This window comes from Haloterrigena sp. KLK7, assembly GCF_037914945.1.
GTDB lineage: Archaea > Halobacteriota > Halobacteria > Halobacteriales > Natrialbaceae > Haloterrigena > Haloterrigena salinisoli.
On record NZ_CP149790.1, the window covers coordinates 72,142 to 96,198 of the forward strand.

The 24,057-nt window shown below is 64.1% G+C and carries 25 protein-coding genes; 12 read left to right on the forward strand and 13 right to left on the reverse strand.

The genetic code is table 11. From position 1 onward, the window contains the following. Positions 1 to 171 precede the first annotated feature (171 nt). Complete coding sequence (locus tag WD430_RS21975) at positions 172 to 600, forward strand: hypothetical protein (protein WP_339106475.1); 429 nt, start codon at positions 172 to 174, stop codon at positions 598 to 600. A gap of 103 nt (positions 601 to 703) precedes the next feature. Next, positions 704 to 1,048: a type IV toxin-antitoxin system AbiEi family antitoxin domain-containing protein gene (locus WD430_RS21980; protein ID WP_339106476.1), complete on the forward strand. Its 345-nt coding sequence runs from the start codon at positions 704 to 706 to the stop codon at positions 1,046 to 1,048. A gap of 13 nt (positions 1,049 to 1,061) precedes the next feature. On the opposite strand, the gene WD430_RS21985 is transcribed toward WD430_RS21980, so the two are convergent. Continuing rightward, positions 1,062 to 1,418: a thioredoxin family protein gene (locus WD430_RS21985; RefSeq protein WP_339106477.1), complete on the reverse strand. Its 357-nt coding sequence runs from the start codon at positions 1,416 to 1,418 to the stop codon at positions 1,062 to 1,064. A 358-nt stretch (positions 1,419 to 1,776) separates the two neighbouring features. Between WD430_RS21985 and WD430_RS21990 the strand changes: the two genes are divergently transcribed. Further along, positions 1,777 to 2,115 (forward strand): hypothetical protein, encoded by a 339-nt coding sequence (locus tag WD430_RS21990; protein WP_339106478.1) that lies wholly within the window; start codon positions 1,777 to 1,779, stop codon positions 2,113 to 2,115. 300 nt (positions 2,116 to 2,415) lie between these two features. Then, complete coding sequence (glnA, locus tag WD430_RS21995; protein WP_339106479.1) at positions 2,416 to 3,771, forward strand: type I glutamate--ammonia ligase; 1,356 nt, start codon at positions 2,416 to 2,418, stop codon at positions 3,769 to 3,771. A 416-nt stretch (positions 3,772 to 4,187) separates the two neighbouring features. Here glnA and WD430_RS22000 read toward each other — a convergent pair whose 3' ends face one another. Both WD430_RS22000 and WD430_RS22005 read right to left on the reverse strand, forming a co-directional pair. Further along, positions 4,188 to 5,393, reverse strand: a complete 1,206-nt coding sequence (locus WD430_RS22000; RefSeq protein ID WP_339106480.1) for an AAA family ATPase — start codon at positions 5,391 to 5,393, stop codon at positions 4,188 to 4,190. Between the two features lie 851 nt (positions 5,394 to 6,244). Continuing rightward, entirely contained in the window at positions 6,245 to 6,478 is a 234-nt protein-coding gene (locus WD430_RS22005; RefSeq protein WP_339106481.1) for a MarR family transcriptional regulator, read from the reverse strand. Positions 6,479 to 6,719: 241 nt separating this feature from the next. Here WD430_RS22005 and WD430_RS22010 point away from each other — a divergent pair, with 241 nt between their 5' ends. Beyond that, a complete protein-coding gene (locus WD430_RS22010) occupies positions 6,720 to 7,118 on the forward strand; it encodes a hypothetical protein (protein WP_339106482.1) in 399 nt (132 codons plus the stop codon). Between the two features lie 123 nt (positions 7,119 to 7,241). After that, complete coding sequence (locus tag WD430_RS22015) at positions 7,242 to 7,601, forward strand: hypothetical protein (RefSeq protein ID WP_339106483.1); 360 nt, start codon at positions 7,242 to 7,244, stop codon at positions 7,599 to 7,601. A gap of 42 nt (positions 7,602 to 7,643) precedes the next feature. On the opposite strand, the gene WD430_RS22020 is transcribed toward WD430_RS22015, so the two are convergent. The 6 genes from WD430_RS22020 to WD430_RS22045 all read right to left on the reverse strand — a co-directional run bounded on the left by WD430_RS22020 (position 7,644) and on the right by WD430_RS22045 (position 13,313). Further along, positions 7,644 to 7,943: a hypothetical protein gene (locus WD430_RS22020; RefSeq protein WP_339106484.1), complete on the reverse strand. Its 300-nt coding sequence runs from the start codon at positions 7,941 to 7,943 to the stop codon at positions 7,644 to 7,646. A 77-nt stretch (positions 7,944 to 8,020) separates the two neighbouring features. Continuing rightward, positions 8,021 to 8,887, reverse strand: a complete 867-nt coding sequence (locus tag WD430_RS22025) for a metallophosphoesterase (protein WP_339106485.1) — start codon at positions 8,885 to 8,887, stop codon at positions 8,021 to 8,023. Between the two features lie 10 nt (positions 8,888 to 8,897). Continuing rightward, a complete protein-coding gene (locus WD430_RS22030; RefSeq protein WP_339106486.1) occupies positions 8,898 to 10,820 on the reverse strand; it encodes a hypothetical protein in 1,923 nt (640 codons plus the stop codon). After that, complete coding sequence (locus WD430_RS22035) at positions 10,817 to 12,100, reverse strand: Single-stranded DNA binding protein (protein WP_339106487.1); 1,284 nt, start codon at positions 12,098 to 12,100, stop codon at positions 10,817 to 10,819. Before WD430_RS22035 ends, WD430_RS22030 begins: the two co-directional genes overlap by 4 nt. Before the next feature lie 51 nt (positions 12,101 to 12,151). After that, positions 12,152 to 12,733, reverse strand: a complete 582-nt coding sequence (locus WD430_RS22040) for a CDP-alcohol phosphatidyltransferase family protein (protein WP_339106488.1) — start codon at positions 12,731 to 12,733, stop codon at positions 12,152 to 12,154. Between the two features lies 1 nt (position 12,734). Then, a complete protein-coding gene (locus WD430_RS22045) occupies positions 12,735 to 13,313 on the reverse strand; it encodes a GNAT family N-acetyltransferase (protein WP_339106489.1) in 579 nt (192 codons plus the stop codon). A 138-nt stretch (positions 13,314 to 13,451) separates the two neighbouring features. Between WD430_RS22045 and WD430_RS22050 the strand changes: the two genes are divergently transcribed. The 3 genes from WD430_RS22050 (at position 13,452) to WD430_RS22060 (ending at position 15,859) form a co-directional block, all read left to right on the forward strand. Then, positions 13,452 to 14,336 carry a ZIP family metal transporter gene (locus WD430_RS22050; protein WP_339106490.1) on the forward strand — a complete coding sequence of 295 codons (885 nt, stop codon included), beginning with the start codon at positions 13,452 to 13,454 and terminating at the stop codon, positions 14,334 to 14,336. A gap of 68 nt (positions 14,337 to 14,404) precedes the next feature. Further along, positions 14,405 to 15,058: a plastocyanin/azurin family copper-binding protein gene (locus WD430_RS22055; protein ID WP_339106491.1), complete on the forward strand. Its 654-nt coding sequence runs from the start codon at positions 14,405 to 14,407 to the stop codon at positions 15,056 to 15,058. 138 nt (positions 15,059 to 15,196) lie between these two features. Continuing rightward, on the forward strand, positions 15,197 to 15,859 hold the full coding sequence (locus tag WD430_RS22060) for a 2,5-diamino-6-(ribosylamino)-4(3H)-pyrimidinone 5'-phosphate reductase (RefSeq protein WP_339106492.1): 663 nt from the start codon (positions 15,197 to 15,199) through the stop codon (positions 15,857 to 15,859). Between the two features lie 229 nt (positions 15,860 to 16,088). Here WD430_RS22060 and WD430_RS22065 read toward each other — a convergent pair whose 3' ends face one another. Both WD430_RS22065 and WD430_RS22070 read right to left on the reverse strand, forming a co-directional pair. Further along, positions 16,089 to 17,300: an orc1/cdc6 family replication initiation protein gene (locus WD430_RS22065; protein WP_339106493.1), complete on the reverse strand. Its 1,212-nt coding sequence runs from the start codon at positions 17,298 to 17,300 to the stop codon at positions 16,089 to 16,091. Positions 17,301 to 17,654: 354 nt separating this feature from the next. Beyond that, positions 17,655 to 18,428: an enoyl-CoA hydratase-related protein gene (locus WD430_RS22070; protein WP_339106494.1), complete on the reverse strand. Its 774-nt coding sequence runs from the start codon at positions 18,426 to 18,428 to the stop codon at positions 17,655 to 17,657. A 211-nt stretch (positions 18,429 to 18,639) separates the two neighbouring features. On the opposite strand from WD430_RS22070, the gene msrA reads away from it, so the two are divergent. The 3 genes from msrA (at position 18,640) to WD430_RS22085 (ending at position 21,657) form a co-directional block, all read left to right on the forward strand. Then, entirely contained in the window at positions 18,640 to 19,188 is a 549-nt protein-coding gene (gene msrA, locus WD430_RS22075) for a peptide-methionine (S)-S-oxide reductase MsrA (RefSeq protein ID WP_339106495.1), read from the forward strand. 671 nt (positions 19,189 to 19,859) lie between these two features. Continuing rightward, on the forward strand, positions 19,860 to 20,285 hold the full coding sequence (locus tag WD430_RS22080; protein WP_339106496.1) for a CBS domain-containing protein: 426 nt from the start codon (positions 19,860 to 19,862) through the stop codon (positions 20,283 to 20,285). Between the two features lie 94 nt (positions 20,286 to 20,379). Continuing rightward, a complete protein-coding gene (locus WD430_RS22085; protein ID WP_339106497.1) occupies positions 20,380 to 21,657 on the forward strand; it encodes an FAD-dependent oxidoreductase in 1,278 nt (425 codons plus the stop codon). A gap of 80 nt (positions 21,658 to 21,737) precedes the next feature. On the opposite strand, the gene WD430_RS22090 is transcribed toward WD430_RS22085, so the two are convergent. Together WD430_RS22090 and WD430_RS22095 are read right to left on the reverse strand one after the other, a co-directional pair. Beyond that, positions 21,738 to 23,435: an FAD-dependent oxidoreductase gene (locus tag WD430_RS22090; protein WP_339106498.1), complete on the reverse strand. Its 1,698-nt coding sequence runs from the start codon at positions 23,433 to 23,435 to the stop codon at positions 21,738 to 21,740. A gap of 121 nt (positions 23,436 to 23,556) precedes the next feature. Continuing rightward, positions 23,557 to 23,922, reverse strand: a complete 366-nt coding sequence (locus tag WD430_RS22095; protein WP_339106499.1) for a helix-turn-helix domain-containing protein — start codon at positions 23,920 to 23,922, stop codon at positions 23,557 to 23,559. Between the last annotated feature and the right edge of the window lie 135 nt (positions 23,923 to 24,057).

The window sequence follows — 24,057 nt, forward strand, 5'->3', positions numbered from 1 at the left end:
CTTCCGATTCGGCCATAAGTGTTTCGTGATCGGTCGTCGAATCAAATGCGACGACCGTCACTGATTGGTGAAAATAGCGTTCGGAATAGCAATAATATCTCATATTTCAACAAATCCGATCGATAGTTGGGTGGGAAAGTTTATGCTTGTATGCTCGACTTCATCCGGTATATGGAACGGAAGTGCGCGACACGCGACTCGCAGACGACGAACGGCGACGATCGAGCGGCCGCGATCGAGCCGACCAGTCGAACGGCCACAGCGGCGACGACCGACTCGCCGACCGCGACGATCGCCGCGACGACTCGAGACGCCGATCCGTCGTCGAACACGCTGACGATCATCGGTCACGAGACGCCCTCGAGTTTCGAGATCACGGTCGACGGGACGATCGAACTGGTCGACGACGACGGCGAGTCGGCGACGATCGTCTCGGGATCGTCAGTCGAGGGGACAATCGAAACCGGGACGCTCCGGTTCCGATTCACCGGTGATCTCGTCGACGTGACGTTCGTCGACTGTCGGATCACGGGGCTGGCGCCGGGCGCCGTCCCGAACGTCCACGTGGACTACGCCGCCCCCGAGGAGTCGCGGTCGTAGCACGAACGCCCCGGACCCGAGCGCGACGGAGCGATGCAACAGTATCTTGTAGCCCGATTGCGTTTCTCCGGCCGACGCGACCGTATTCACGGGGAGAACCAGCATGACCGAACCGCACGCGAACGACGGTGACGAGGAACCGGACGAGAACGCCCCGAGCGCGGACGACGATGCTGACGAAGCGGAACCGGACGTCCCCGCCGACTGGATGGACCCCGCCGACGACGACATCCTCGAGTTGATGCGGGAGAACTACATCTTCGATCCCGACCACATCGAGGAGGAGGGCGTCTGTCGCGCGCCCCACGCCGCCTACCGCTGCCGAGAGCTCACCAAGCGCGGCCTGCTGGAGAAGCAGGCCATCGGAATGTACGACATCACGGAGTTAGGGGAGCGATACCTCGAGGGCGAGGTCGACCCGACCGACCTCGAGCCCGACGACGAGTAGCGACTCGAGGGACTCAGGCGGCGTCGGCGTCGACGGCCTCGGGCACGTCGTCCTCGAGCATCGCCACGACGTCGTCGGCCCCGACGAACCCCTCGGCGCGGCGATCGATCTCCTCGCCGTCGGCGAACACGATCAGCGTCGGCACCGAGCGGATCTCGAACCGGTCGACGAGACCGATATCGTCGCCGGGATTAATCAACGCGACGGGCACTCCGGTCGCGCGGGCGACGTTGCCCAGAACCGGTTCCATCGCCTGACACATCGTACAGCCGCTGGTGTAAAACTCGACGAGGGCGACGTCGTGGTCCTCGAGGAAAGCGTCGAGGTCGTCGCCGGTCTCGAGGGACGTCGGGCTGGATGGTCCGTCCATACCGTCCCTATCGGTTTCTCGCTGAAATCGGTGACGGCGGCAGGCGACGGCCAGCAGCAGCGTGACCCGACTCGAGACGACGTTCCGGGTGGAGAAATCCGACGTAATGAACGGACTCGCCGCCGATCTACTCGGATGAATTCGTCTGAATCGGCGGGAGGAGCGTGACTGCGAATCGGTCGTCGCGACTGGATCGTCGACCCTCGAAGCCGCTCCATAGCCGCCGGCGAGGCGACCGGTTGTCGCGCCAGGAGACAGCGCCGTTTCGATCGAAATCGCTCGTATACGGGCGAGGACTCGCGTGGACGATTCGAACCATAGCCGACGGCTTTACGCGCCGTCCCCGTCGGACCAGTCGATGACTCGGCCCGCAACCACCTCCGACGAGCGTCCGCCAGTGTCCCGGAAATCGACCCTGTTCTGCTGGGAGTGCGACCACGCGAACCCGATCGACGGCGACTGGGTTCGCCGGACGCGGGACCGACACGTCGAATACGACTGCCCCGTCTGTGAGACGACGCTCGCGAAACGGCCGCGTCCCGACGACGCGACGCCCGATCGGTCGACCCCTCGGCCGACCGCGACGTGGCAGCGAACGATCCGGACCACGATTCGGGTCTGGCGAGCGACCATCGACGTCGGACTATCGGGCGTCGGGGCGATAACGGTCCCGCCGATCGAACGACGACAGCGCTGACGAGCTGTCCGTGCTCGGTCAACTGTGCCGCTGAGCCGTGGACATCCCACCGATGTGCATCTCGCGTGCGATCCCAGATGAGATTCCGGTTAGTGCCGTTCTCCGGTCCGTTCGTCACGGACGCTCGGTTACCCCTCCACGTCTATTCAGTTTTCTCCGACGTTTTTCAGACGTTGTTAGTCGCAACCCCTGATACACCCTATTCTAAACAACATACGTCCATATTTATCTCTCTATAGGAGTATTCGCCAACATCAGTAGAACTTTAGTATTAGAATCCAATGTCCTACTCGACAGAAGATGACAAGCGGAAATCTCACGTCCGCGGAAGAGGCGGTACTGGACGAGATCGAAGAACAGGACATCGACTTCCTTCGACTGCAGTTCACCGACATCCTGGGGACGGTGAAGAACGTCTCCGTGCCGGCCCGCCAGGCCGAGAAGGCCTTCACCGAGGGGATCTACTTCGACGGCTCCTCGATCGAGGGCTTCGTCCGCATTCAGGAATCGGACATGCGTCTGGTTCCCGATCCGGACACGTTCGCCGTCCTCCCCTGGAGACAGCGCGAGGACGGGGCGTCCGCCCGGATGATCTGTGACGTCTACAACACCTCCACGGGCGAACCCTTCGAGGGCGACCCGCGCAACGTCCTCAAAGGGGCCATCGAGCGCGCAAACGAGATGGGCTACGATGTCAACTTCGCGCCCGAGCCGGAGTTCTTCATGTTCGAGGAGGACGAGGAGGGCCACGCGACGACCGACACCGCCGACCACGGTGGCTACTTCGACCTCGCGCCGAAAGACCTCGCCTCGGACGTCCGCCGCGACATCATCTACGGCCTCGAGGACATGGGCTTCGAGATCGAGGCCAGCCACCACGAGGTCGCTCGCGGCCAGTACGAGATCAACTTCGAGTACGACGACGCACTGGCGACCGCGGACAACGTCGCCACCTTCCGCACCGTCGTCCGCGCCATCGCCGCCGAACACGACCTGCACGCGACGTTCATGCCCAAGCCGATCCCGAAGATCAACGGCTCGGGCATGCACACGCACATGTCGCTGATGACCGAGGACGGCGAGAACGCGTTCCACGACGAGGACGACGAGTTCAACCTCAGCGATACCGCGCACTCCTACCTCGCGGGCATCCTCGAGCACGCGCCGGCGATCACGGCGGTCGCGAACCCCACCGTGAACAGCTACAAGCGTCTGGTGCCGGGCTACGAGGCGCCGGTCTACGTCGCCTGGTCGGACCGCAACCGCTCGGCGCTGGTCCGCAAGCCGGCCGCCCGCGTCCCGGCCGCCTCGCGCATCGAACTGCGCTCGCCGGACCCCTCGTGTAACCCGTACCTCGCCTTCGCCGTCATGATCCACGCCGGTCTCGACGGCATCGAGCAGGACCTCGAGTGTCCCGACCCGGTCCGGGAGAACATCTACGAGTTCGACGAGGCCAAGCGCGAGGAGTACGGCATCGACACGCTGCCGTCGAACCTCGGCGAGGCCGTCGAGGCCTTAGAGGAGGACGAGGTCATCTACAACGCGCTCGGCGAGCACGTCGCACCGAAGTTCGTCGAGGCCAAGAGCCAGGAGTTCGAGGAGTACCTCGTCGACGTCTCCCAATGGGAGATCGACCGGTACCTCGAACAGTACTGACCGTCGAGGTTTGCCGATCGGCGTCGGTCCTCGGTTCCGTTCCGCTTGTTTTTCCGTCGTAGTCTCGAGGAGAGTAGCCACGAGTGTGTCAGCGATCGGTGAGGCATCGTTGACTCGAGGAGCGACCGTTCGAGTAGGGAACGGAGGGGGCTTCCGGTCCTCGAGTGTCTGCTGGATGCCGAAATTCAGGGGTGTCGTTGGACCTCCACCCCCACTTTTCACGAGAGTGTCTCTATCTGGTCGTGGCAGTCAGGACCTCGCTACACGAATAGACGGCGGAGAGAGATGACACCGCGTGAACTGATGAGGAGGGGGGGGTGATCGGAGTGTAAACAGGATACGGTAGTCGTCGAACAAGCAGACATAGCTATATAAATTGAGGACGCCCACCCCACCTTTCCGCTCTATAGCCTCTTTCACTCGTCAGGCTCGATCAGTTTGCAGGCTTCAAGCGTTTTCTCCGGATCGTCTACCAGCGTGATCGTCGTACGGCTGCCTTTGGCTTTCCCTGCGGCTTTGGTAGTTCGAGTGATGATTTCGAGGAACTCCGCCTCTTCGAGGAGATCACGAACCCGCCGTTCCGAGAGCGGACTGATTTCCTCGAGAGAGCACTTCCGCTTATAGAGGCTGTAGGCTTCTGTCGTTGTGACGGGCTCTTGCTCAGTGTTCCGATCGGCTGCTAACGCGGCGACCGATTGGATAACGAGGGTGGAATGATAGGGGAGCGTCGAGATGATCTCGAGGATTTCATCGCGCTCGGCACGTTCAAACGCCTCGTCAATGAATTCATCTTTGACGACTTCAGACTGGGTTTCGTTGGCGATCTCACCGGCGTATCTGAAAATATCCATCGCCTTTCTCGCATCACCGTACTCCCGCGCAGAGAGGGCGGCGACTCTCGCCGTGATTCCCTCCTCAAGTACTCCCTCTTTGAAGGCGTCTTTGCGGGCTTCGAGAATTTCCTTGAGCTGAGTTGCAGTATACGGCGGGAACACGTGGCGGCGCTCGCCGAGACTCGAGAGCGTCCGCTCGTTGAGTTTATCAGTGAATCGCGGTTTGTTGCTGATTCCGATGACGCCGAGAGACGAGTTAGTCAATTTGTTGGCCTCGCCCGCTCGCGAGAGCGTCATCAGGAGATCGTCGTAGGAGTGATGTTTATCGATCTCATCGAGGATCACGATCGACACGTCGAGAGTGGCGTCCATCGCTTCCCACGCTCGCTGATAGAACTGTCCAGTAGATAGGCCAGTATCGGGAATTCGGACACCGGAGACGTCTGGATCGTTGAGTTGCTGAGCGATTCGAATGACCGCATCGGTCTCGCTCGAACTCTGCGAACAATCGACGTATGCGATTCCGACCGAGTAGTCGTTTACTTTGGCCTTTTCCTTGAGGCGTTGTGTGATGAACTTCACAGAGAGCGATTTCCCGGTCCCGGGTTTCCCGTAGACGAGACAGTTAGAGGGTTTGGAGCCGTTCGTTGCCGGGTATAAGGACTGTGCAAGGGACTCAAGTTCGTCATCGCGACCGATAATTCGGTCCTCGTCAACGACGTAGTCTATTTGGACCATATCCTTGTTTTTAAAGACCGATGAGATCCCTCCGAAGAAATCCGTTGGCATACTTTATTGGTTGAGATATATTGAAATAAAAGTTCTGAAATAGAGCCATGCTTCCGCTCTATATCAGATAAAGATCGGAGAAGAAGCGCTCTCGAGGGATTATAGAGCGGAAAGGAGGGGTGTCTTTCGAAACCACATTTCCGCTCTAACGAACCTGAAGTGGGTGGTATCATTGAACGAGGAACCAAGAGATGAGTTCGAAAGGAGAATTGAGCACCCCCACCCCACCTTTCCGCTCTATAGATCCATAAGAGACGCTTAGGGAGGCACACAGAGAAATCTGGTATGTACAGCATCGACTGCTTCGAAGGCGCTACGGAGATTCAATGATTATTTATATATTTATCGATATAGGTAGCATAATCCTATTCTGGCTATTCAGGAATACCGTTCTCAGACGATTGCAAGGACGAGTTATACTCGCAACTCAGCTCCAGTTCAGATTCGTATCGCCATCATCGATTCTTTCCGCAATAGAAGAGCTCCCCTATTCATATTCCGTATAAATATCCATCAATAGAGTATCTCCGTTAGGTATAGAGCGGAAAGGTGGTGTGTGCCCGTTGCACTGGCGAGACGACAAAGTGAACTCGGATTCTATAGAGCGGAAACATGGGGTGCCCGGGAATCCCAGCTACCAGTTCTTGTCGGTTCTGTTAAAACGCTCAAAGAATCACTAATTAGCCGATAGAGTCGTAGATCTCGATAAGGTTACCACCTCCAGTCGAAAACACTGAACACGATGGGGTGGGTGTCTCCGTCTAACTGACCCTCTCAATCGAACCTCCGAGAAGACGTGATTGGGTTCGCTCAGAGAACGCTCGCTAGTTCCTCAGTTCCGATCCGACCGCTCAGTTCGCGACGACGTACTCCTCGCCGCGCTGTTCGATCAATCCGTCACTCGAGAGCGTGTTCAGCAGACTCAGGATCGAGAGTTGCTTCATCGCCAGCAGGTCGCCCAGATCGTCGGCCGTGGCGCCACCCGTCGCCTCGAGACAGAGGTAGACGAGTTTCGCCTGCGCGGAGTCGAGGTCGTCGGGAACCGGTTCGATCCGGGATCGCGATCGCTGCTCCTGTGAACTCATTGTCATCGGGATCGTCCCCGTTCGCGTATATAAATCTACACGTAGATTGTGTATATATCGAGTAAAGGGGTCTAGTACCGTATTCGACGGAATTTCGTCGGAAAGCAAATGTGTGAGTCGATAGCGAATGCGCTGAGCGACGTCCGAGACGATCCGGGATAACGGACTGGCCAGTCTACCTGCGCGTCGTCCGGAACCGGCGGACGTTTTACCGGCGGCGACCCACCCTCGAGACGACCCGATGACGAACGATCGCGACCGACCGACGCCGCCGTCCGATCTCGACCGCGACGCCAGGGAGGCGCTGGCGCGACTCGAGGATCGGGACGCCGACGAACTCCGCGCTATCGGGGAGTATCTCGAGGCGCTCGCGGCATGGACGGAATCGACCGCAGGGGAGTCTGAGGCGTCGACGAGTGCGGAGACGAGTTCGACTCCGGGCGAACACGGCAGTGATACCGGTAGCGAGACCGACGACGCCAGTGACGATGGCGACGCTACCGATTCCGACCGCGAGTACCCCCCAGACGTCCCGGAACGGGCGACGGTTACCGTCAAGGAGATCGCCGGAACGACGTACTACTATTACCAGTGGCGCGACGGAGACCGCATCGAGTCGAAGACGGTCCAGCGGGAGTAACGGCGATCAGTGGCGGATCGGTACCCGGCACGAATTACGAAACGGCGTTCTCACCGTCCGGTCTCGACCGGTCCACGTGTTGGTCGGGAAACAGTTATGGGGAGTCGGGGGGAACTATCGAGTATGCTCAACGTGTTCTTCGGCTTCCTCTCGCTCCTCCTCGTGGTCGGCGGGGGATTCTCCGTTTACGAAGCGCGCTCGTATACCGACGAGCAACGGGCTCGAGCACCGCGGCTCTGGCGGGCGTACGTCGCCAGCGGCGCGGTCCTCTGTCTCGTCGGCGTCGGAAGCGTCGCGTGGCTCGTAACCGGCGGGACACCGTGGGCAGTGAGCGGTTTCGTGAGCCTCGCCGCCGCGCTCCCGTGTTTCGCTCAGGCGTGGTTCCACCGGACGGCGATGATCGACCGCAGTCCGCTGGCCGAGCGACTGGCCGCGGTCGTCGCCCGAAAGCTCAATTTCCCCGAGGCCTCCCGGCAGGCCTGAGACGACGGTCGATCGCCGGCACCGATCGCGGCCACGATCCCCTCAGTTCAGATTCCACTCCTCGTCGTCGATCCTGATTCGCGTCAGTTCGTCCCGATCGCCCAGCAGTCGAAACTCGAAACCGCCGTCGTCGCGCTGGTACTGCAGGTCCAGCGTCGTCACGTCGGCCGTGACCTCTTCGCTGTAGGCCGGCTCCTCGTCGCGCGACTCGGGCGGCTCGATGTCGTGAGCCTCGTAGTCGACTCGAGTCGATTCCTCGATCACGTCGTCAGCGTAGACGTCGGCGTCGATCCCGTTGGTCTCCGTTTCCCGTAGCTCGAGCCGGTACGTTTCCATGGGCATACGTCCCGTTCTCGCGGTCACGGGATGGTGATTCGGCTTACATGCGCTGGCGGTGTCGCGGCCGAATCCAGAACCGACTACACCGAATCGTACGGTCCGAGCCGCGTCCCGTCCAGCAGATACGCTTCGCCGTCGACCAATCCCGCGGGCAGGAACGGCGAGAGAAACGACTGGTTCGCCAGGTTGACCCACGTGCCGCCGACGAGGTCGTTGAAGGCCGGGACCACGACGACCCGCGGCGGCGCCGCGTCGTCTCGCTCGAGCCACGAGACGCCCTCGTACTCGGGACGCTCGCGGAACGGGGCGGGATCGAGCCGGCCGCGCAGCCACGCCCGCTCGACGCGGCTGCCGCCGACCTCGTCCTCGAGGCGAACGCAGGGGTGTTCGTGACCCAGACAGACGACGTCGCAGTCGAGGACCGCCGGCGCCGGCCAGGTGTGGCCGTGACAGACGCCGACGGCGCCGTCACCGAGTGCGACGCCGGCGCCTGGCGTGACCGTCACGGACTCCGGATCGAACTCGAGCGCGGCGACCTCGCGTTCGCTCTCGGGGGTGAGCCAGTCCTCGATGCCGCCGTCGTGGTTCCCCTTCACCACCGTCACCGACAGTGAGGGCGGGAACGCCTCGAAGAGGACCTCGAGTTCGCCGCGCTCCGCGCCGCCCGGATCACCGATCGAGTGCATCAGATCGCCGAGCACGACGAGTCGGTCGGGAGCGGTGCGCTCGAGTAACTCGAGCAACCGCTCCCGTCGCTCGGGAGCGTGGCTGGGAACGTCGACGCCGCGTTCGTAGCGCAGGCCGGCCTCGTAGCCGGCGTGGTAGTCGGCGACGAGCAGGACGCGCTCGGTTCCGACGGTGGCGGTCGCGGCCGGTTCGCCGGGAACGGGCTCGACGCGGGGCGGTGCCGAATCGCGAGCCGCGTCGGAGCGAGGCGCGTCGGACATCGATCGCCGATCAGATCGCCTTCAGGGTCTCGTCGTTGGGCTCGTAACACTGCCCGCCCATCAGCGCGTCCTGGATCGCGTCCTCGACCTCGTCCTCGGACGCGCCGGTCTCGTCGGCGACTCGCTCGACGAGTTCGGTCCGGTCGGCGCCGTCGCCGTCGTCGAGGTCTTCCATCGTGTCGACGACGTAGTCCTCGAGGTCGACGTCGTCCGCGGGTTCGTCGTCCGCGGGTTCGTCGTCCGCGCCCTCACCGGATTCCGTCTCGGCCGACTCGGCGGTGGTCTCGTCGTCATCCGGTTCCGCCGGTTCCGCTTCCGATTCGGCCTCGAGTCCCGACTCCGGCGGAGCGCCGAGGTCGTCGTCGACCGATTCGGTTCCGGCGGAGTCGGACGGTTCGGCAGGTTCGTCGGTCGCCGCGGCGTCCGCAGCCGCCTCGCGTTCGGTCTCGAACTCGTCGACGGGTTCGTCGTCGGGCTCCGGCACGTCGATGTCGGCCTCGCCGGGCTCCTCGACTTCCGCGCCGGTCGTGAACTCGGCGCCGAACTCCTCCTCGAGCTGTTCGCGTTCCTCCTCGTCCATCTCGTACATGCCGCCGTCGCCGACGTCGTCGGCGTCGAAGTCGCCGAGCTCTTCGCCCTCGTCGTCGGCTTCGGTACCGGTCTCGAGACCGGCATCCGTCTCAGCGTCAGTCTCGAGGTCGACGTCGGTCTCGGTACCGGTCTCGAGATCAGCGTCCGACTCGGCGGGTTCGTCCGTCGTCTCGAAGTCGCCGACGTCCGTTTCCTCGGATCCGGTGGTCGGTTCGGCAGTTTCGGACGGTTCAGAGTCGGTAACGGGCGGTTCGTCGGAGTCAGCGACGTCGGCGGTCGCCTCCGCTTCGGTGTCGGTCACGCCCGTTCCGGTCGGCGCCGCCTCGGCCGTCTCGGCGGCCGGTGCCGCGCTCTCGGGCGTCGATTCCGTCGGCGGTTCCGCCTCGGCCTCGGGCGCCTCGTCCATCTCGGATTCGACGTCGAGATCGGAGTCTGACGCGGACTCTCGGTCCGTTCCGGTCGCCGTGCCTGCGGCCGAGCCGGTTCCGGACGTCGCTGCGGCCGGTTCCGGCTCTGGCTCTGATTCGAGTTCGGGCTCGGCTTCCGCCCCGGCCGCGGTCGCCGACTCGAAACCCTCGAGATCGAGGTCGACGAGGTCGGCCAGCGACGCGAACGAGGCGTCGGCGTCGGGACTCGAGTCGTCGGGCGCGAGCGAGAACGCCTCGACCTGATCGCGCTCGCCCGCGACGACCTCGACGGCCTCGAGGGCGCAGTCGCGCAGGGCCGCGAGGTAGGCCGGCGTCGTCCCGTAGTGGTCCTGTGCGAGCGGAATCCCCGCTGCGAGGCCCTTATCGACGCCAGCCTCGAGGAGCGCCTCGGTCAGGGCGTCCCCGCTCGCGCCGCTTTCTGCGGCCGCGGCGTACGTGCCGGCGCGCTCGAGAGTCTGCTCGGCCGCGCTGACGACCCAGCGGTCCCGGGTGTCGGCGTCGACCGTCGCGATGCTCTCGGGGCGAAGCGAGGTGTAGACCTGGTCCGAGTCGTCGGGCTGGAACGTTCGGGCCTTGCCGGTCACCGCGACGAACGCGGGGGGCTCGAGTTGCTCGAGCGTGGCGAGTTCGTCGGGCTGGTACTGGCCGGCGTAGACGACGAACGCGCCGGTCGGGTCGACGACGCGGGCTCGGACCATCTCGTCGTTGACCGCGGTGATCTCGGTGAGGGTGCCCACCGCGAAGACGCGGTTGAGTCGGGCGCCGGTCGGCGAGATGACGTAGTTGGGCGCCCGTTCCTCGTCGCTCTCGGCGTAGGAGAACGACGCGTCGTCGTACTCCGCGGCGAACAGCCGGTAGGCGACCTCTCGCCCCGGAATCTCCTCGTCGTCTTCGCCGTCGCCGTTCGCGCTCATGCGCTCACCTCCTCGAGGAAGGCAGTGGCACGCGTCTCGGGGTCGTCGTCGCTCTCGTCGAAGGTCTCGGCGTCGAGGTTCGCGCCGTACTCGTCGACCGAGAGGTGGCCGCGCACGCGGTACTCGCGACCGACGATGCGCTCGCGGATCGTGTCCGCGACGACCTCCTGATCCATGGCCTCGCGGGCCTGCTCGAGGGCGTCCTCGAGCGTTCCGCCGTAGACGTCCTGAGTGAGTTCGTCGTCGAGGACGACGGTGACGGCGCCGGTGCCGTCGTCGAGGATCGCCTTCACGCGCAGGTCGTCGATCCCGTCGACGTCGCCGTGGGTCCGACACTGACCCTTCTGGATGACGCGGTAACACTCCGGACAGCGCTGGATCAGTCCCGACCCGTCCCGGACCGCGATGGCGTTACCGACGAGTTCGACGTCGTAGATCCCGCCGGTCCGTACGGCCTCGCCGACGTCCATCGTCGTCGAGTCCGCGCCGACCTCGATCTCGCGGTCGACGGCGGTGACCGTCGAGAACTCCGAGACGTTGACCTCGGGGACGCCCCGGAACTCCTGGACGTAGGCGTTCTCGATCCGGACGGAGCCGCCCTCCTCGATTTCGGGGGCGGGATCCCAGTTCGTGAACGGCAGGCGGCCGCTCTCGTCGCCGAAGACGCCGCTCAGGATCTCGGTCTCGCCGTCGCGGCCGTCGATCGTCCGCCGCTCGCACTCGACGACGGACACCTCGACGGTCACCGCGCGGTCGCCGGTCTGGAGGTCGGCTAACTGGGCGTCGCCGCCGATCTCGTCGGCGTACGCGTCGGGAACGTCGAGCGATTCGTCCTGGAACGACAGCGAGGTGCTCTCGCCTAAGTTGAGTTCGGGTTCGCCGTCCCACTCGCGGACGCCCGCGTTGCCCGCGGTGATCGTGTCGCCGGGCGAGAGTCCGAAGTCCTCCCAGGCGGTGTAATCGATCGCGCCGGTCTCGTCCGCCAGTCGGCCCTCGACGATGACGTGATCCGAGCCCTGATAGCGGATCGATCGCTTGCCGGCGGTCAGGACCACGCCCGTCACGGTGACGTTGCCGTCCTCGGGCGTGATCTCGGCGATGTCCTTACTCGAGGGAGTGCCGCCGCCGCTCGAGCCGTCGCCGTACTTCCGTCGCAGGCTCTGTTTGGCCTCGTCGACGGGAACGCTGTACTCCACCAGGTTCTGCAGGTCGGATTTGACCTCCTCTTTGTCGACACCGAGGTCGGAGGCGAGATCCTCGGCATGGTCATCGAGTTCCATCACTCGCAGTTCGAACGGGAACGTAAAAAGCGTTCCCGCACGCGGGCGTCTCTACATCAGTGTGCCCGACGTGATGACGCCGCCGACGACGACCGCGCCGACGAACTGACGCCGCGTCACGGGGATCCGAATCGGGGCGATCATCAGCGGCGCCGCGACGACGATCGCGAGCGCCCCGACCGGCGCGGGGAGGGCCGTCAACGCGACGGCCAGTCTGACGACGAGCGCCCATGCAGCGACGTGAAATGCCGTGAGTCCCCTGTAGTACGGCGTCCCGTCGACGGTGTGGCTACCGTCGACGGAGTACCGGGCCAGTCGCAGAACGCCGAATCCGACGACGACGGTCCCGGCGAGACTCTCGAGGACGGGCGCCCCGGCGACGAGCGCCGAGAGCACGATCGCCGTCGGAACGAGGTAAATGACGACATCCGCCAGCGCGTCCAGCTGGTGGCCGAGCGACGAACCGTAGCCGCGCCGCGCCAGACAGCCGTCGGCCTTGTCGCAGAGAAACGCCAGCAGTAGCGTCAGGGTGGCCGCGTTGGGTCGATCCAGCCGGAACAGCGTGACCGCCGTCCATCCCAGCCCCAAGCCGACGAGCGTGGCGTAGTCCGCGGGGGCGAGTCGACGGCGCACCTCAGACCCTCCGCTGGCCCCTGTGTCGCGCCCCGAACAGCCGATAGTACGAGCGCACGCGCGTCCGTTCGAATCCCACACCGGTCAGCAGCCGCTTGGACGGGACGTTGTCGCTGCCGACGAGCGTCTGGACGCGCGCCCGATCGGTCCGTTCGGCGACGAACGAGAGCGCTCGAGCGACGAGCGCCGTCGCGACGCCCCGGCGGCGCCACGCGGGATCGACGTACAGTCCCCAGAAGTACGCGCCGTCGAACTCGATCGTTCGCTGTAGCGGCTCGACGGGGAACGGACGGTCGATCGTGACGGGCTGGACGCCGACGACGCGACCGTTCGCGACCGCGGCGACGAGTCGGTCTCGGTCGGAGAGCTCCGGTCGATTCATTCGGCCCGAAAGGGAGAACGCCGCCGGCGCGTCGACGCGAAGGGAAATCGCATCGGGAACGGCGATCTCCGGTACCGAACCGTCGAACGCGTACGTGAACTGCTCGAGTCGCGAGAACATCACCCCCACATCCGCGAGCGCATCGAACACCCGGCGGCCGAACGATGTCCGAGTGAGTTTCCATACGGGGACTGTCATTGACTACTATATATACATTCACGTAATATGCTTTCCGGGCCGACGGCCGGAGGTCCAGATCGAACCGACGAGGGAGTGAGTCGTGGATTTCAGCGATCGTGAACGTTTTCCCCCAGTAACCGCGATGTCGAAGTACTCGTGAGCACGCTCGGGGAAGTCGTGATGATCGCAACGCTGGCCGGCGCGGCGACCGGAATCGGCGCACTACCGGTGTACGTGACCGAGCGGATCAGCCACCGCTTCTACGACGCCGCGCTCGGTCTCGCGGCCGGGATCATGTTCGGTGCGGCCGTCTTCGCGCTGGTCGTCCCCGGTCTCGAGTTCGGCTCGCTGTGGGAGGTCGTCGCCGGCGTCCTCCTGGGGAGCGTCTTCCTGCTGGTCGCGAACCGGCTCATTCCCCACATCCACCTGCTCATCACGGGCGAAGCGAACGGGACCTACCCGCCGATCTCGGGGTCGGAGGTCGAACTCGAGGCCAAGCCGAAGTCACCGCCCGGCGAGGGGAAATCCGACGGAGGGGCGACCGACGGTACCGACGCGCGCGACGAGGATGCCGTTCCCGCGCCGGACGACGACCTCCGGCAGGCGATCCTGGTCGGCAGTGCGATCACCATTCACAACGTCCCGGAGGGGCTGGCCATCGGTATCGCCTTCGCGGGCGGCCTCGAGGGCGTCGGGATCGCGCTCGCGATCGCGATCGCGGTCCAGAACGTCCCCGACGGCTTCGCGATGGCGATTCCGGCGAGTCGAACCGGGCTCTCGAAGCCGAAGACGATACTCTATACGATGCTCTCCGGTGCGGTTCCCGAACCGGCCGCGGCCGCGATCGGCTTCGCCCTCGTCTCGGTCGTCACCGGACTCTTCCCGCTGGCGGCCGGCTTCGCCGCCGGAACGATGCTCGCGGTCATCTTCCGGGAGATGATCCCCGCGAGCCACGGCCACGGCTACGCCGACGAGGCCACCCTGACGTTCGTCGTCGGATTCGTCGTGATGGTCGTCGTCGACGTCGGACTCGCCGTCTGAACCGGTCTAACCCCGGCATCTTCCGGGAATCGTCTTATGACACTTGTCAACGTATCCCGAGGGAGTCCATGTCTCGAGACGATCAACGGTCACGACGGACGGTGCTCCGACTCGGCGGAAGTACGGCCGTAGCGGCCCTGCTCGCCGGCTGTGGCGGCGGCGGGGGTCCCGGTGGAAACGGCAGCGAGGAAAATCAGTCGGGCAACGGCGAGGAGGGGGCGAACGAGTCGGCGGGTGGCAACGAGACGAACGAGTCGGTGGGCGACAACGAGACAAACGAGTCGGAAGCCGGTAACGAAACGAACGAAACAGAGGGTGGCAACGAGACGAACGAATCAGAAGGTGGCAACGAATCGGAAGGCGGTAACGAGTCGGAAGGCGGCAGCAGCGGGGCGCTGGAACCCGGCGAGATCGGACTCGGCGGCCAGACGCAGGCCTGGCAGGGCGCCATCCCCGACCAGATCGCCGGCGAGGAGAACCCGACGCTCACCCTCCAGGAGGGCGAGTCCTACGATATCATCTGGGAGAACATGGACGGCGCCGGCCACAACATCCAGATCCTGAATGATAGCGACGAGGTCGTCGACGACTACGAGACCGAAATCATGTCGGAGGAAGGCGAGACCCAGACCCTCACGATCGACGAGGTCACGAGCGAGATGACCCAGTACGTCTGCGAGCCCCACCAGGCGACGATGAGCGGCGACATCGAAGTCCAGTAGCCGATCGACGGAGCGGTCGTGACCGACAACAGTCGCGATCGAGGCGACAGTTGCGACCGGTAGGGCGACCGTCGAGTCGCTCGACCACGACACGGTCAGTACACGGTGTTTCTTTACGGTCCGTCACGCAGGAGTCCTATGCACGTCGTCGTCAACGCCGCCACGAGCGCGGACGGCAAACTCTCCTCGCGCCGTCGCGAACAGCTCGCGATCAGCGGCGAGGCGGACTTCGAGCGCGTCGATCGACTCCGGGCCGACAGCGACGCCGTCGTCGTCGGCGTCGGTACCGTCCTCGCCGACGATCCGCATCTGACCGTCAAAGACGAGTCGCTGTGCGAGCGGCGACTCGAGCGAGGAGAGCCGAAACAGCCGGCCCGCGTCGTCGTCGACTCGCGGGGGCGTACCCCGACCGACGCCGCGGTGCTGGACGACGCGGCGACGACCTACGTCTGCCTGAGCGAGGCCGCTCCCGTCGGTCCGCGGATGGACCTGGCCGACCACGCGGAGCTCGTGACCGCGGGCGACGACCGGGTCGACCTCCTGCGGGCGTTCGCGGCCCTCGAGCGGGAAGGCCTCGAGCGAATCATGGTCGAGGGCGGCGGCGAACTCATCTTCTCGCTGTTCGAGGCCGGGCTGGTCGACGAGTTGCGGCTGTTCGTCGGGCCGAAAGTAATCGGCGGCCGCGACGCGCCGACGCTGGCCGACGGCGAGGGGTTCGTCGAGGAGTTTCCGTCGCTCAGTCTCGAGCGCCTCGAACGGTTGGACGAGGGAGCGTTGCTGTGCTGGACAGTGGACAGCTGATCGGTAGTTTGGCGGTCGTCTCTCACACCCCAGTTTTCGTGTGTCTTTTCGCGACCGGAGCCTCGAGGGGGAGGGGGGGACCCGGGGGCGTCCAGAAAAACTAGTCGAGAATACCCTCCGTTTCCCGTGTTTCTGCGGTATTCGGTCTCCCACACAGCAGTTTCCTGAGTTTGTGACGGGGATTGTGTCTAGAAAAGCCGACCACTCGGAGTTTCTTGCCCGAGTCGTATTACGAATCCAACGTCGACCGTACCGCCTGATGGACGCCCACCGATTCGATCGTCTCATCCAACGCATCGAGTACTGCGGTCAAATCCTGAACTAACTCGATCGTCTTGTATTGGCCCCCAGTACTCCCCTCGTTTCGTTTTTCGACGGCAATCAATCCGAGCATCTCGAGTTCATCGAGATGATCGTGCATCCATCGACTCGTCAACGAATCGTGACCAGCTTCTGTGCAAAACCGTTCGTACCGTCGGTACAAATCACGAGAGCGAACGGGCGAGTCATCTGAGGAAACGTAGGACGCTAATGCATACAGTAGGATTTTCTCGTGCATGTTGAGTCCCAAAATGCCACTCGTGATCTCCTCTTGTTGGAGCAGACTACGACCGCGACGAACGTGTTCCTCGCGAACCATCTCAGCGTTTTCTTCATTCGCAATGTCTCCCGCTTTCAGAAGCAGATCAAGAGCTTTCCTCGCATCACCGGACTCCTGAGCACCGAACGCAGCACACAGAGGGATAACGCCGTCTGCGAGAATATCCTCTTGAAACGCGATCGATTGGCGTTGGCGCAACACTTCCTCCAACTCGTCGGCAGTATACGCGGGGAAATTAATACTCCGTTCACAGAGACTCGATCGGACCTTCGGTGAGAGCGTGTCCCGATAGGTGAGATCGTTACTGATACCGACGACGCTAACTCGCGCATCACTGATATTGTCGTTTTCTCGCGCTCGAGAGAGTTGATAGAGCAAAGAATCGTCCTGCAGATGGTCGATTTCGTCGAGTACGATGATGAACAGTCCGCCGTGATCGTCGAACGAGTCCCACATGAGATCGTAGACTTTGGAGCGGGGATGACCAGTCTCGCTAATTTTATCGTCACGGAAGGAATTCACGAGTTCGACGGCAACCCGATAACTGGTATCGACACCGTCACAGTTGACGACGTGAGTACTGATCGAGACATCGTGTTGTTCGCTGGCCGACTCAAGACGATCAAGCAAAAACTTGGTAGCGGCAGTCTTTCCCACCCCGGTTTTGCCATATAAAAAGACGTTATCAGGTTGGCTTTCGTTGATCGCCGGTTGGAGTGCAGTGTGATATGCCTCCAGTTCGTCGTCTCGTCCGACCATCTCGTCGGGAGTATAATCGTCCAAGAGAGCATTTCGATTCTGGAACGGAAAGTCGTCAGGTGTGAAAGCGAATTGGCTCATTACGATAGCAATCACACAGAGGGGATTTAGAATTTTCTACCTCCCGTTCAAGTGATTCAAGTGAGTGGCTTATTTATATATTGTTTACCGACTCAGAGACCCCGTCGTTCAAGTGAATTTGTTTCGATTGAGGGTTCTCTGAACTAGTTCTAATCTATAGGACAGCTTTTAATATAGTACAGCATAAACAGTATCCGCACTGTCTGTAAATATATCAGGCCCAAATTGGGAAGGGGTGTTGCTTTACTACGATTTCGGGGGCTACGCGGAGATTCGAAGCACTCACTCGAACGAAGGGGTGTCTGTCTTTATAAAGAACCACCTTCACTCGAACGAGTGGTCCAACTGAACGACCTATTCGAACTCCGGCTCTCGATCCTCCACGAACGCCTCCATCCCCTCGCGCTGATCCGGCGTTCCGAACAGACTCGCGAACGCTCGCTTCTCGTACTCGAGGCCGCTCGCCTGCGGCCCCTCGTGGCGCTGGTTGAGCGCCTGTTTCGCGGCGCGCATTGCGACGGCCGGTTTCGCGGCGATTCGCGAGGCCAACTCGTCGACGGTCTCCTCGAGGGCGTCGTCCGCCACCACTTCGCCGAAAATCCCGGCCTCGGCGGCCGATTCGGCGTCGAGTCGCTCGCCGAGGAAGATCATCCGGCGGGCGGTCTCGTCGCCGACGAGTTCCGGCAGGCGCTGGGTCGCGCCCCAGCCGGGGATGATGCCGAGATCGATCTCCGTGTTCCCGATCACGGCCGACTCGCTGGCGACCCGCAGGTCGCAGGCGATGGCCATCTCGCAGCCGCCGCCGAACGCGTAGCCGTTGACCGCGGCGATCGTCGGTGCCGGGAACGCCGCCAGCGCGTCGGCGACGTCGTGGCCGAGGGCGCCCCAGTCCTGTGCCTCGTCGGACGAGAGGTCCTGCATGTAGCCGATGTCCGCGCCGGCGATGAACGCGTCGTCGCCGGCGCCGGTCACGATCAGGGCGCGGGCGTCCTCGTCCGCGGCTTCGGTGATCGCCTCGCCCATCGCCTCGAGGGTCTCGACGTTCAGGGCGTTCAGTGCCTCGGGTCGATCCACGGTCAGCGTCGCGACGTCGCCGTCCCACTCGAGTTCGACGGTCTCCCAGGACATACGCCGGGGTTCATCGGCCGCCGTGAAATCCCTTGGCACCGCGGCAGTCTCGGTCCGCGAGAGCGGGACGATGGGCGGCCGACGAGCCGAGCCGGTCTACCGAGAGCCCGTTTCTCGAATTCGGACCCTCCATCGAGTCAGAACCTCTCTCTCTCTCTCTCTCGAGTCCGGACCCGTCACATCTTTCCTCGAGCGCGCCCTACCCGTGGCTATGGAACGAGCCACGTTCGGCGGCGGATGTTTCTGGTGTGTCGAAGCGGCGTTCAAGGAGCTCGAGGGAGTCGAATCGGTCACCTCCGGCTACGCCGGTGGTCACACCGAGGACCCGAGCTACAAGGCGGTCTGTTCCGGGAAGACGGGCCACGCGGAAGTGGTGAAGATCGAGTACGATCCCGACGCGGTCGCCTACGAGGACCTGCTCGAGGTCTTCTTCACGATCCACGACCCGACCACGAAGGACCGCGAGGGGCCGGACGTCGGCAGCCAGTACCGGTCGGCGATCTACGCCCACGACGACGACCAGCTCGAGACCGCCGAGGCGTTCGCGGAGGAACTCGAGAACGAGGGGCTCTACGAGGGAATCGTCACCGAGATCGAGCCGCTGGAGGCGTTCTACGAGGCCGAGGAGCACCACCAGGACTACTTCGAGAAGAACCCCAACGACGCCTACTGCACGATGCACGCGGCCCCGAAGGTCGAGAAGGTCCGCGAGAAGTTCGCGGCGGACGTCGAGGGCGAGGGCGAACGGACGTCAGCCTGACGGTCGCACCCCCGAATCGAGGCTTCGTCGTCGTGTCGACGATGCGACTGCGCGTCCGAGATAACGATTCTCTCCGGGTGGGTCCGGCTTCAGTCGCCGCGTTTCCATCGTGCCAGAGATCCGAATGACAGGCGCCCACTAGCACCCAGTTACCAGAGTATCGTCGCATCGGATGCGATAGAATCGCCTCGAGGGAAGCCACACCGAGTGCAATTCGGCAAACAGCCACGAAATAGTCGACGCCGAATGAAAAATTAAAAACACTACATCTATCGGACCTATATCCGCTTATTCTTCCACTATTATCCCCTCCAGAACAGATATTGCTCGGTCAAAAACCCTTATTATTGGATGGATAGTAATTGGTATCGAGGTGGTGATGATAACAGAAACCGAGACAGAAGACAGACGCGAGACACCTATCGTGGTCCTGTGACACTGTGCCTCTGTGGATCCCACGACACGCCGGTACCCGGCCCTGACACCATGCTACGATCCTCGGCTGTCACCGTTTTTTCGGACGAACGATACCCCACCGAGCGGTCGCCATGTAATCGCTGTCGCATCGATACGACGCAGGAACGCCCGATAGCACACCGCGGTTATGTCGTTCTGTAGTCACTCGAAGGCTCCAGTTTGAATACCCTTCTCGGCGTCGGTCCCACTGACCCATGTCCGTCGGCAAACTCGGCCCCGAAAACGTCGTCACGACCAGCCCAGACAGCACCCTCGAGGAGGCCACGCAGACGCTCGACGACGAGAACGTCGGCGCGCTCGTCGTCACCGAAGACGACGAGCCGATCGGGATGCTCACCGACCGCGACGCCGCGCTCGCGATCCACGACCGCGACGACGTCGGCTCGGCCCCGGTCGAGGAGATTATGACGGAAGACCCGGTGACACTCGAAGCGGACGACGATCCGCTCGCGATCTCGGAAGCGATCGAGGAACACAACGTGCGCCGGTTCCCGATCGTCGACGACGACGGCGAACTGGCCGGAATCGCGACGCTGGACGACCTGATCGCGACGATCGGCGAGGAACTCGACAACGTCGCCGACACGATCGAAGCCCAGTCGCCCGACTACAGTCCGTAGCGACAGCGGTTCGTTTTTTCAGGCGCCTCGTCTCGCGCTCCACCCGCCGGCCGAAGAATGAAAGGTACCTCCCGCTCGAGCCCGTAGTCCGACTATGAACAGTCGACCGGCCCATCCGGACGTCCTCGTCGTCGGCGGCGGGGCGACCGGCACGGGACTCGCCAGGGACCTCGCACTGCGGGGCGTAGACGTGACGCTGGCCGAACGCGACGGGCTCTCGGCGGGCGCCTCCGGGCGCTCCCACGGCCTGCTGCACAGCGGCGCTCGGTACGCCGAGAGCGATCCCGAGGGCGCCCGCGAGTGCCTCGAGGAGAACCGAATCCTCCGCGATATCGGCGGCGCGTGCGTCCGGGAGACCCGCGGACTGTTCGTCCAGCTGGCCGACGACGATCCGCACTACTTCGAGGCGAAGCGCGCGGCCTGCGAGGACGTCGGAATCCCGGTCGACGTGATCGACGGCGAGACGGCTCGAGACGCGGTTCCCGGTCTCGCCGAGGAAGTCGAGCGCGCGATGTGGGTCCCCGACGCGGTCGTCGTCCCGTCGCGGCTGGTCGCGGCCAACGCGGCGGCCGCACGCGACCGCGGCGCCGAGATCCTGCCGCACGCGCCCGTCACGGACATGACCGTCGAAAACGGCCGCATCGCGTCGGTCTCCCTCGGAGGCGACGCCCGGAAGACCGTCGAACCGACGTACGTCGTGAACGCCACCGGCGCCCACGCCGGCCGAATCGCGGCGATGGCCGGCGTCACCGTCCCGATGCGTCCGACGCGGGGCGTCATGGTCTCGATCGATTACGACGGCCTCGAGCCCGTTCTCAACCGCTGTCGCGATCCGGCCGACGGCGATATCATCGTTCCCCACGCCGACGAGGCCGTGCTGGGAACGACGAGCGTCCCGGTCGACGACCCGGACGACTACGAGCGCGCCGACTGGGAGATCGAGCAGACGGTCGCCGAGTGCGCGACGATCCTCCCGGCCGTCGCCGAGGCGGACCAGGTCCGGACGTGGTGGGGCGTGCGCCCGCTGTACGAGCCCGAAGAGTCGGCTCGCGGCGGCGGACGCGGAATTTCGCGCGGCTTTCACCTGCTCGACCACGCCGCCGACGGGAACGAAGAATCGTCCCCGCCGGCGCTGGGGTCCGACGGCGTCGAGAACTTCGCCAGCATCGTCGGCGGAAAGCTGACGACCTATCGTCGGATGGCCGAGGCGACCGCGGATCTCGTCTGTGATCGACTGGGCGTCGACGGCGAGTCGACCACGGCGACGACCGAACTCCCGGGCGAGTCGGATCCGTCGACGCTCGACGAGTACGTCCGCGAGTTCGACGGACAGGGGCCGACGGACGCGGATCTCGTCGGTACCGGACGCTGACACCGTCGGCGCCGAACGCTGACGCGTCGGTACCGGGCGCTGACGCGTCGGTGTCGGACGCTATCGGGAGAGAGGCGGCGTCAGCGACCGCCGACGAGCCCGCGCGTGGCCGTCCGTAGCGACTGCGTCACTGCCGCGGGATGGGGGAGCCCGAGCCGATAGCGAACCCGATCCTCCCGTTTGAGCGGGTCGAACACGATGGGTTCCTCGAGGTCCCAGATCCGCGCCGGTGACGCGCGGACGCCGCGACGCTCGAGGACGGCGTTGGCCGCGCGGCGGCCGGCCTCGTCGGCCGACTCCATCGAAGCCAGATCTGAGTTCGTTCGGACGTAGTCGCCGGCCAGCGCGAGGTTCGGAACGCCGACGTCGGCCGGCGGTCGGTTTCGCAGCGAGCCGACGGTGTTGATCAACAGCGGCGAGCGGTTCTCGACGCCGGTAACGACGGCGTCGCCGTCGTCCCGTTGCGTCGGAGACGCGACGGTGGTCTCGACGATCGCCGGATCGAGGAACCAGTCGACGAGCATGTCGTCCCGCAGCCGCTCCTCGGGACCGTTCAGGTGGGTCTTCAGCTGTTCCCAGATCTCCGCGGCGATCTCCTCGCGGCTGCACCGTCTGGCCGGCTTCTCGTACAGGACCCCCGGCGTCTCCCAGTCGGAGGCGATCACCGAGAGGACGCCCGCGACCTCGTCGGCGCGGTCCTCGAGGTCGTAGTCCGATTCCGACCAGAACTGGCGCTGCGAGATCGACGTCAGCGCCCACGGGGCGTCGGCGTAGACCTGGTGGCCTCGCGACAGCGCGACGTCCTCAGTCAGGTAGAACTGGATCCCGTTCATCCAGGCGGTGTCGAGGCGCTCGATCCGACCGAGCGCGGGCGCGGTTCGCGTCAGGTCGGGGGTGAGCAACTTCGGGGCGACATCGACGGGAACGGCGAGGACGTAGTCGTCGGCCTCGATTCGCTCGGAAGCCGCCCCCTCGGGGTCGCTCGCGGAGCCGACGACGGCACCGGTGACGCGTCGACCGTCGGACTCGAGTCGCGCCACCGGCGTGTTCGTCCGGAACTCGACGCCGAGCGACTCGAGGTGGCGAACCCACGGATCGATCCAGGCCTCGCTGGTCGGCGCGTTCAGCACCCGCTCGGTGGGACGGGTCGGGTCGAGTTGGCCGAACAGTAACTGCAGGTAGATCGCGCCGATCGTCCTGGCGCTGCCGACCTGCGGACGCAACGCGACGAGCGCCTGCGTCGCGTAGGCGAGTCGGTCGCGAAACGCCTGCGAGCGGTTCTCGGCGTCGATGAACTCCCACCACGAGACGTCGTCGAACTCCTCCGTTCGGCGCCGCTCGCAGGCGGTCAGGAAGTACAGGAGCCGCTCGAGCAGAAAGCGGACGTCGTCGGCGGGCAGGTCCTCGGCGAACGCCGGTCGAAGCGCCTCGAGCCAGCCTCGCACCGTCTCCGGCGTTCGGGTCTCGGCGATCCGCCCCGGTCCGGCCGCGCTCGCGACGAGAGTCGCTTCGGTCTCGACGAGGTTGTCCGCGACGGTGCCGCCGCCGTCCGGAATGCGGCCCATCGTGTCGATCACGTGGCGGTAGAACGCCGGAAAGAATCGGAAGCCGTGTTCGCCGTGCAACGGCGCCGGCCCGTCGTCGATCGGGATCGATCGCGCCTTGCCGCCGAAGCGGTCGGTGGCCTCGAAGACGGTCACCTCGAGCCCTCGTTCGGCGAGTTCGTGGGCCGCGGTGAGGCCGCCGATTCCGCCGCCGAGTACGGCAACGTCGGTCATCGACGTCCACTGCGGGAGCGATCGACGTAACCGATGCGCCTAACGACCGAGGGTACGCCGCGGCCGTGCGCCCGGCCGGAAAGCTGCGTCGGGCGGGCGATCCGGATCGAAGACGGCGCCGTCAGAACTCCTCGCGGGCATTCGACCAGATGCCGAGCGACTGGTCGTTCGAGCAGCCGATATCGACGCGGAACTCGTGCTCGTCGTCGAGACTGATCCCGATCCGATCGAAGCTCGCCACGTACCGCGACGTGTGGTGGCGCCCCTCCCGAACGCCGACGGTCTCGCTGGCGAGTCCGGCGTCGGTCAGCCGATCGAGTTTGCGATAGGTCGTCGAGAGCGGGAGATCGACCGCTTCGGCGATCTCGGGAACGGTCTTCGGCGCCTCGAGAAGCGCGATGATCTCCCGACAGTCAGCATCGTCCAGCACGGCAGCGACGCCCTCGAGATCGGGCGAATCGCCGGACGATGAGAACTCGAGTGACATAGACTGCGACCACATTAGAAGCGGAGCCTAAAGACACGTTTGGTCCCGAAAGCGCCGGACGTGTCGGCCACGGAGGGAGATCGCGATGACACACCACCGGTTCAATCGTTCCGCAAATGCGTGGCAGGGGAGACC

Excerpts from the sequence above, each read along its gene's own strand:
- WD430_RS22095 (WP_339106499.1), bottom strand. The coding sequence starts at position 23,922 with ATGTCACTCGAGTTCTCATCGTCCGGCGATTCGCCCGATCTCGAGGGC.
- WD430_RS22085 (WP_339106497.1), top strand. The coding sequence starts at position 20,380 with ATGAACAGTCGACCGGCCCATCCGGACGTCCTCGTCGTCGGCGGCGGG.
- WD430_RS22030 (WP_339106486.1), bottom strand. The coding sequence starts at position 10,820 with ATGAGCGCGAACGGCGACGGCGAAGACGACGAGGAGATTCCGGGGCGA.
- WD430_RS22090 (WP_339106498.1), bottom strand. The coding sequence starts at position 23,435 with ATGACCGACGTTGCCGTACTCGGCGGCGGAATCGGCGGCCTCACCGCG.
- WD430_RS21990 (WP_339106478.1), top strand. The coding sequence starts at position 1,777 with ATGACTCGGCCCGCAACCACCTCCGACGAGCGTCCGCCAGTGTCCCGG.
- WD430_RS22055 (WP_339106491.1), top strand. The coding sequence starts at position 14,405 with ATGTCTCGAGACGATCAACGGTCACGACGGACGGTGCTCCGACTCGGC.
- WD430_RS22035 (WP_339106487.1), bottom strand. The coding sequence starts at position 12,100 with ATGGAACTCGATGACCATGCCGAGGATCTCGCCTCCGACCTCGGTGTC.
- WD430_RS22070 (WP_339106494.1), bottom strand. The coding sequence starts at position 18,428 with ATGTCCTGGGAGACCGTCGAACTCGAGTGGGACGGCGACGTCGCGACG.
- WD430_RS21980 (WP_339106476.1), top strand. The coding sequence starts at position 704 with ATGACCGAACCGCACGCGAACGACGGTGACGAGGAACCGGACGAGAAC.
- WD430_RS22025 (WP_339106485.1), bottom strand. The coding sequence starts at position 8,887 with ATGTCCGACGCGCCTCGCTCCGACGCGGCTCGCGATTCGGCACCGCCC.
- WD430_RS22010 (WP_339106482.1), top strand. The coding sequence starts at position 6,720 with ATGACGAACGATCGCGACCGACCGACGCCGCCGTCCGATCTCGACCGC.
- glnA (WP_339106479.1), top strand. The coding sequence starts at position 2,416 with ATGACAAGCGGAAATCTCACGTCCGCGGAAGAGGCGGTACTGGACGAG.
- msrA (WP_339106495.1), top strand. The coding sequence starts at position 18,640 with ATGGAACGAGCCACGTTCGGCGGCGGATGTTTCTGGTGTGTCGAAGCG.
- WD430_RS22020 (WP_339106484.1), bottom strand. The coding sequence starts at position 7,943 with ATGCCCATGGAAACGTACCGGCTCGAGCTACGGGAAACGGAGACCAAC.
- WD430_RS22005 (WP_339106481.1), bottom strand. The coding sequence starts at position 6,478 with ATGAGTTCACAGGAGCAGCGATCGCGATCCCGGATCGAACCGGTTCCC.
- WD430_RS22015 (WP_339106483.1), top strand. The coding sequence starts at position 7,242 with ATGCTCAACGTGTTCTTCGGCTTCCTCTCGCTCCTCCTCGTGGTCGGC.
- WD430_RS22045 (WP_339106489.1), bottom strand. The coding sequence starts at position 13,313 with ATGACAGTCCCCGTATGGAAACTCACTCGGACATCGTTCGGCCGCCGG.
- WD430_RS22080 (WP_339106496.1), top strand. The coding sequence starts at position 19,860 with ATGTCCGTCGGCAAACTCGGCCCCGAAAACGTCGTCACGACCAGCCCA.
- WD430_RS21975 (WP_339106475.1), top strand. The coding sequence starts at position 172 with ATGGAACGGAAGTGCGCGACACGCGACTCGCAGACGACGAACGGCGAC.
- WD430_RS22060 (WP_339106492.1), top strand. The coding sequence starts at position 15,197 with ATGCACGTCGTCGTCAACGCCGCCACGAGCGCGGACGGCAAACTCTCC.
- WD430_RS22065 (WP_339106493.1), bottom strand. The coding sequence starts at position 17,300 with ATGAGCCAATTCGCTTTCACACCTGACGACTTTCCGTTCCAGAATCGA.
- WD430_RS22000 (WP_339106480.1), bottom strand. The coding sequence starts at position 5,393 with ATGCCAACGGATTTCTTCGGAGGGATCTCATCGGTCTTTAAAAACAAG.
- WD430_RS21985 (WP_339106477.1), bottom strand. The coding sequence starts at position 1,418 with ATGGACGGACCATCCAGCCCGACGTCCCTCGAGACCGGCGACGACCTC.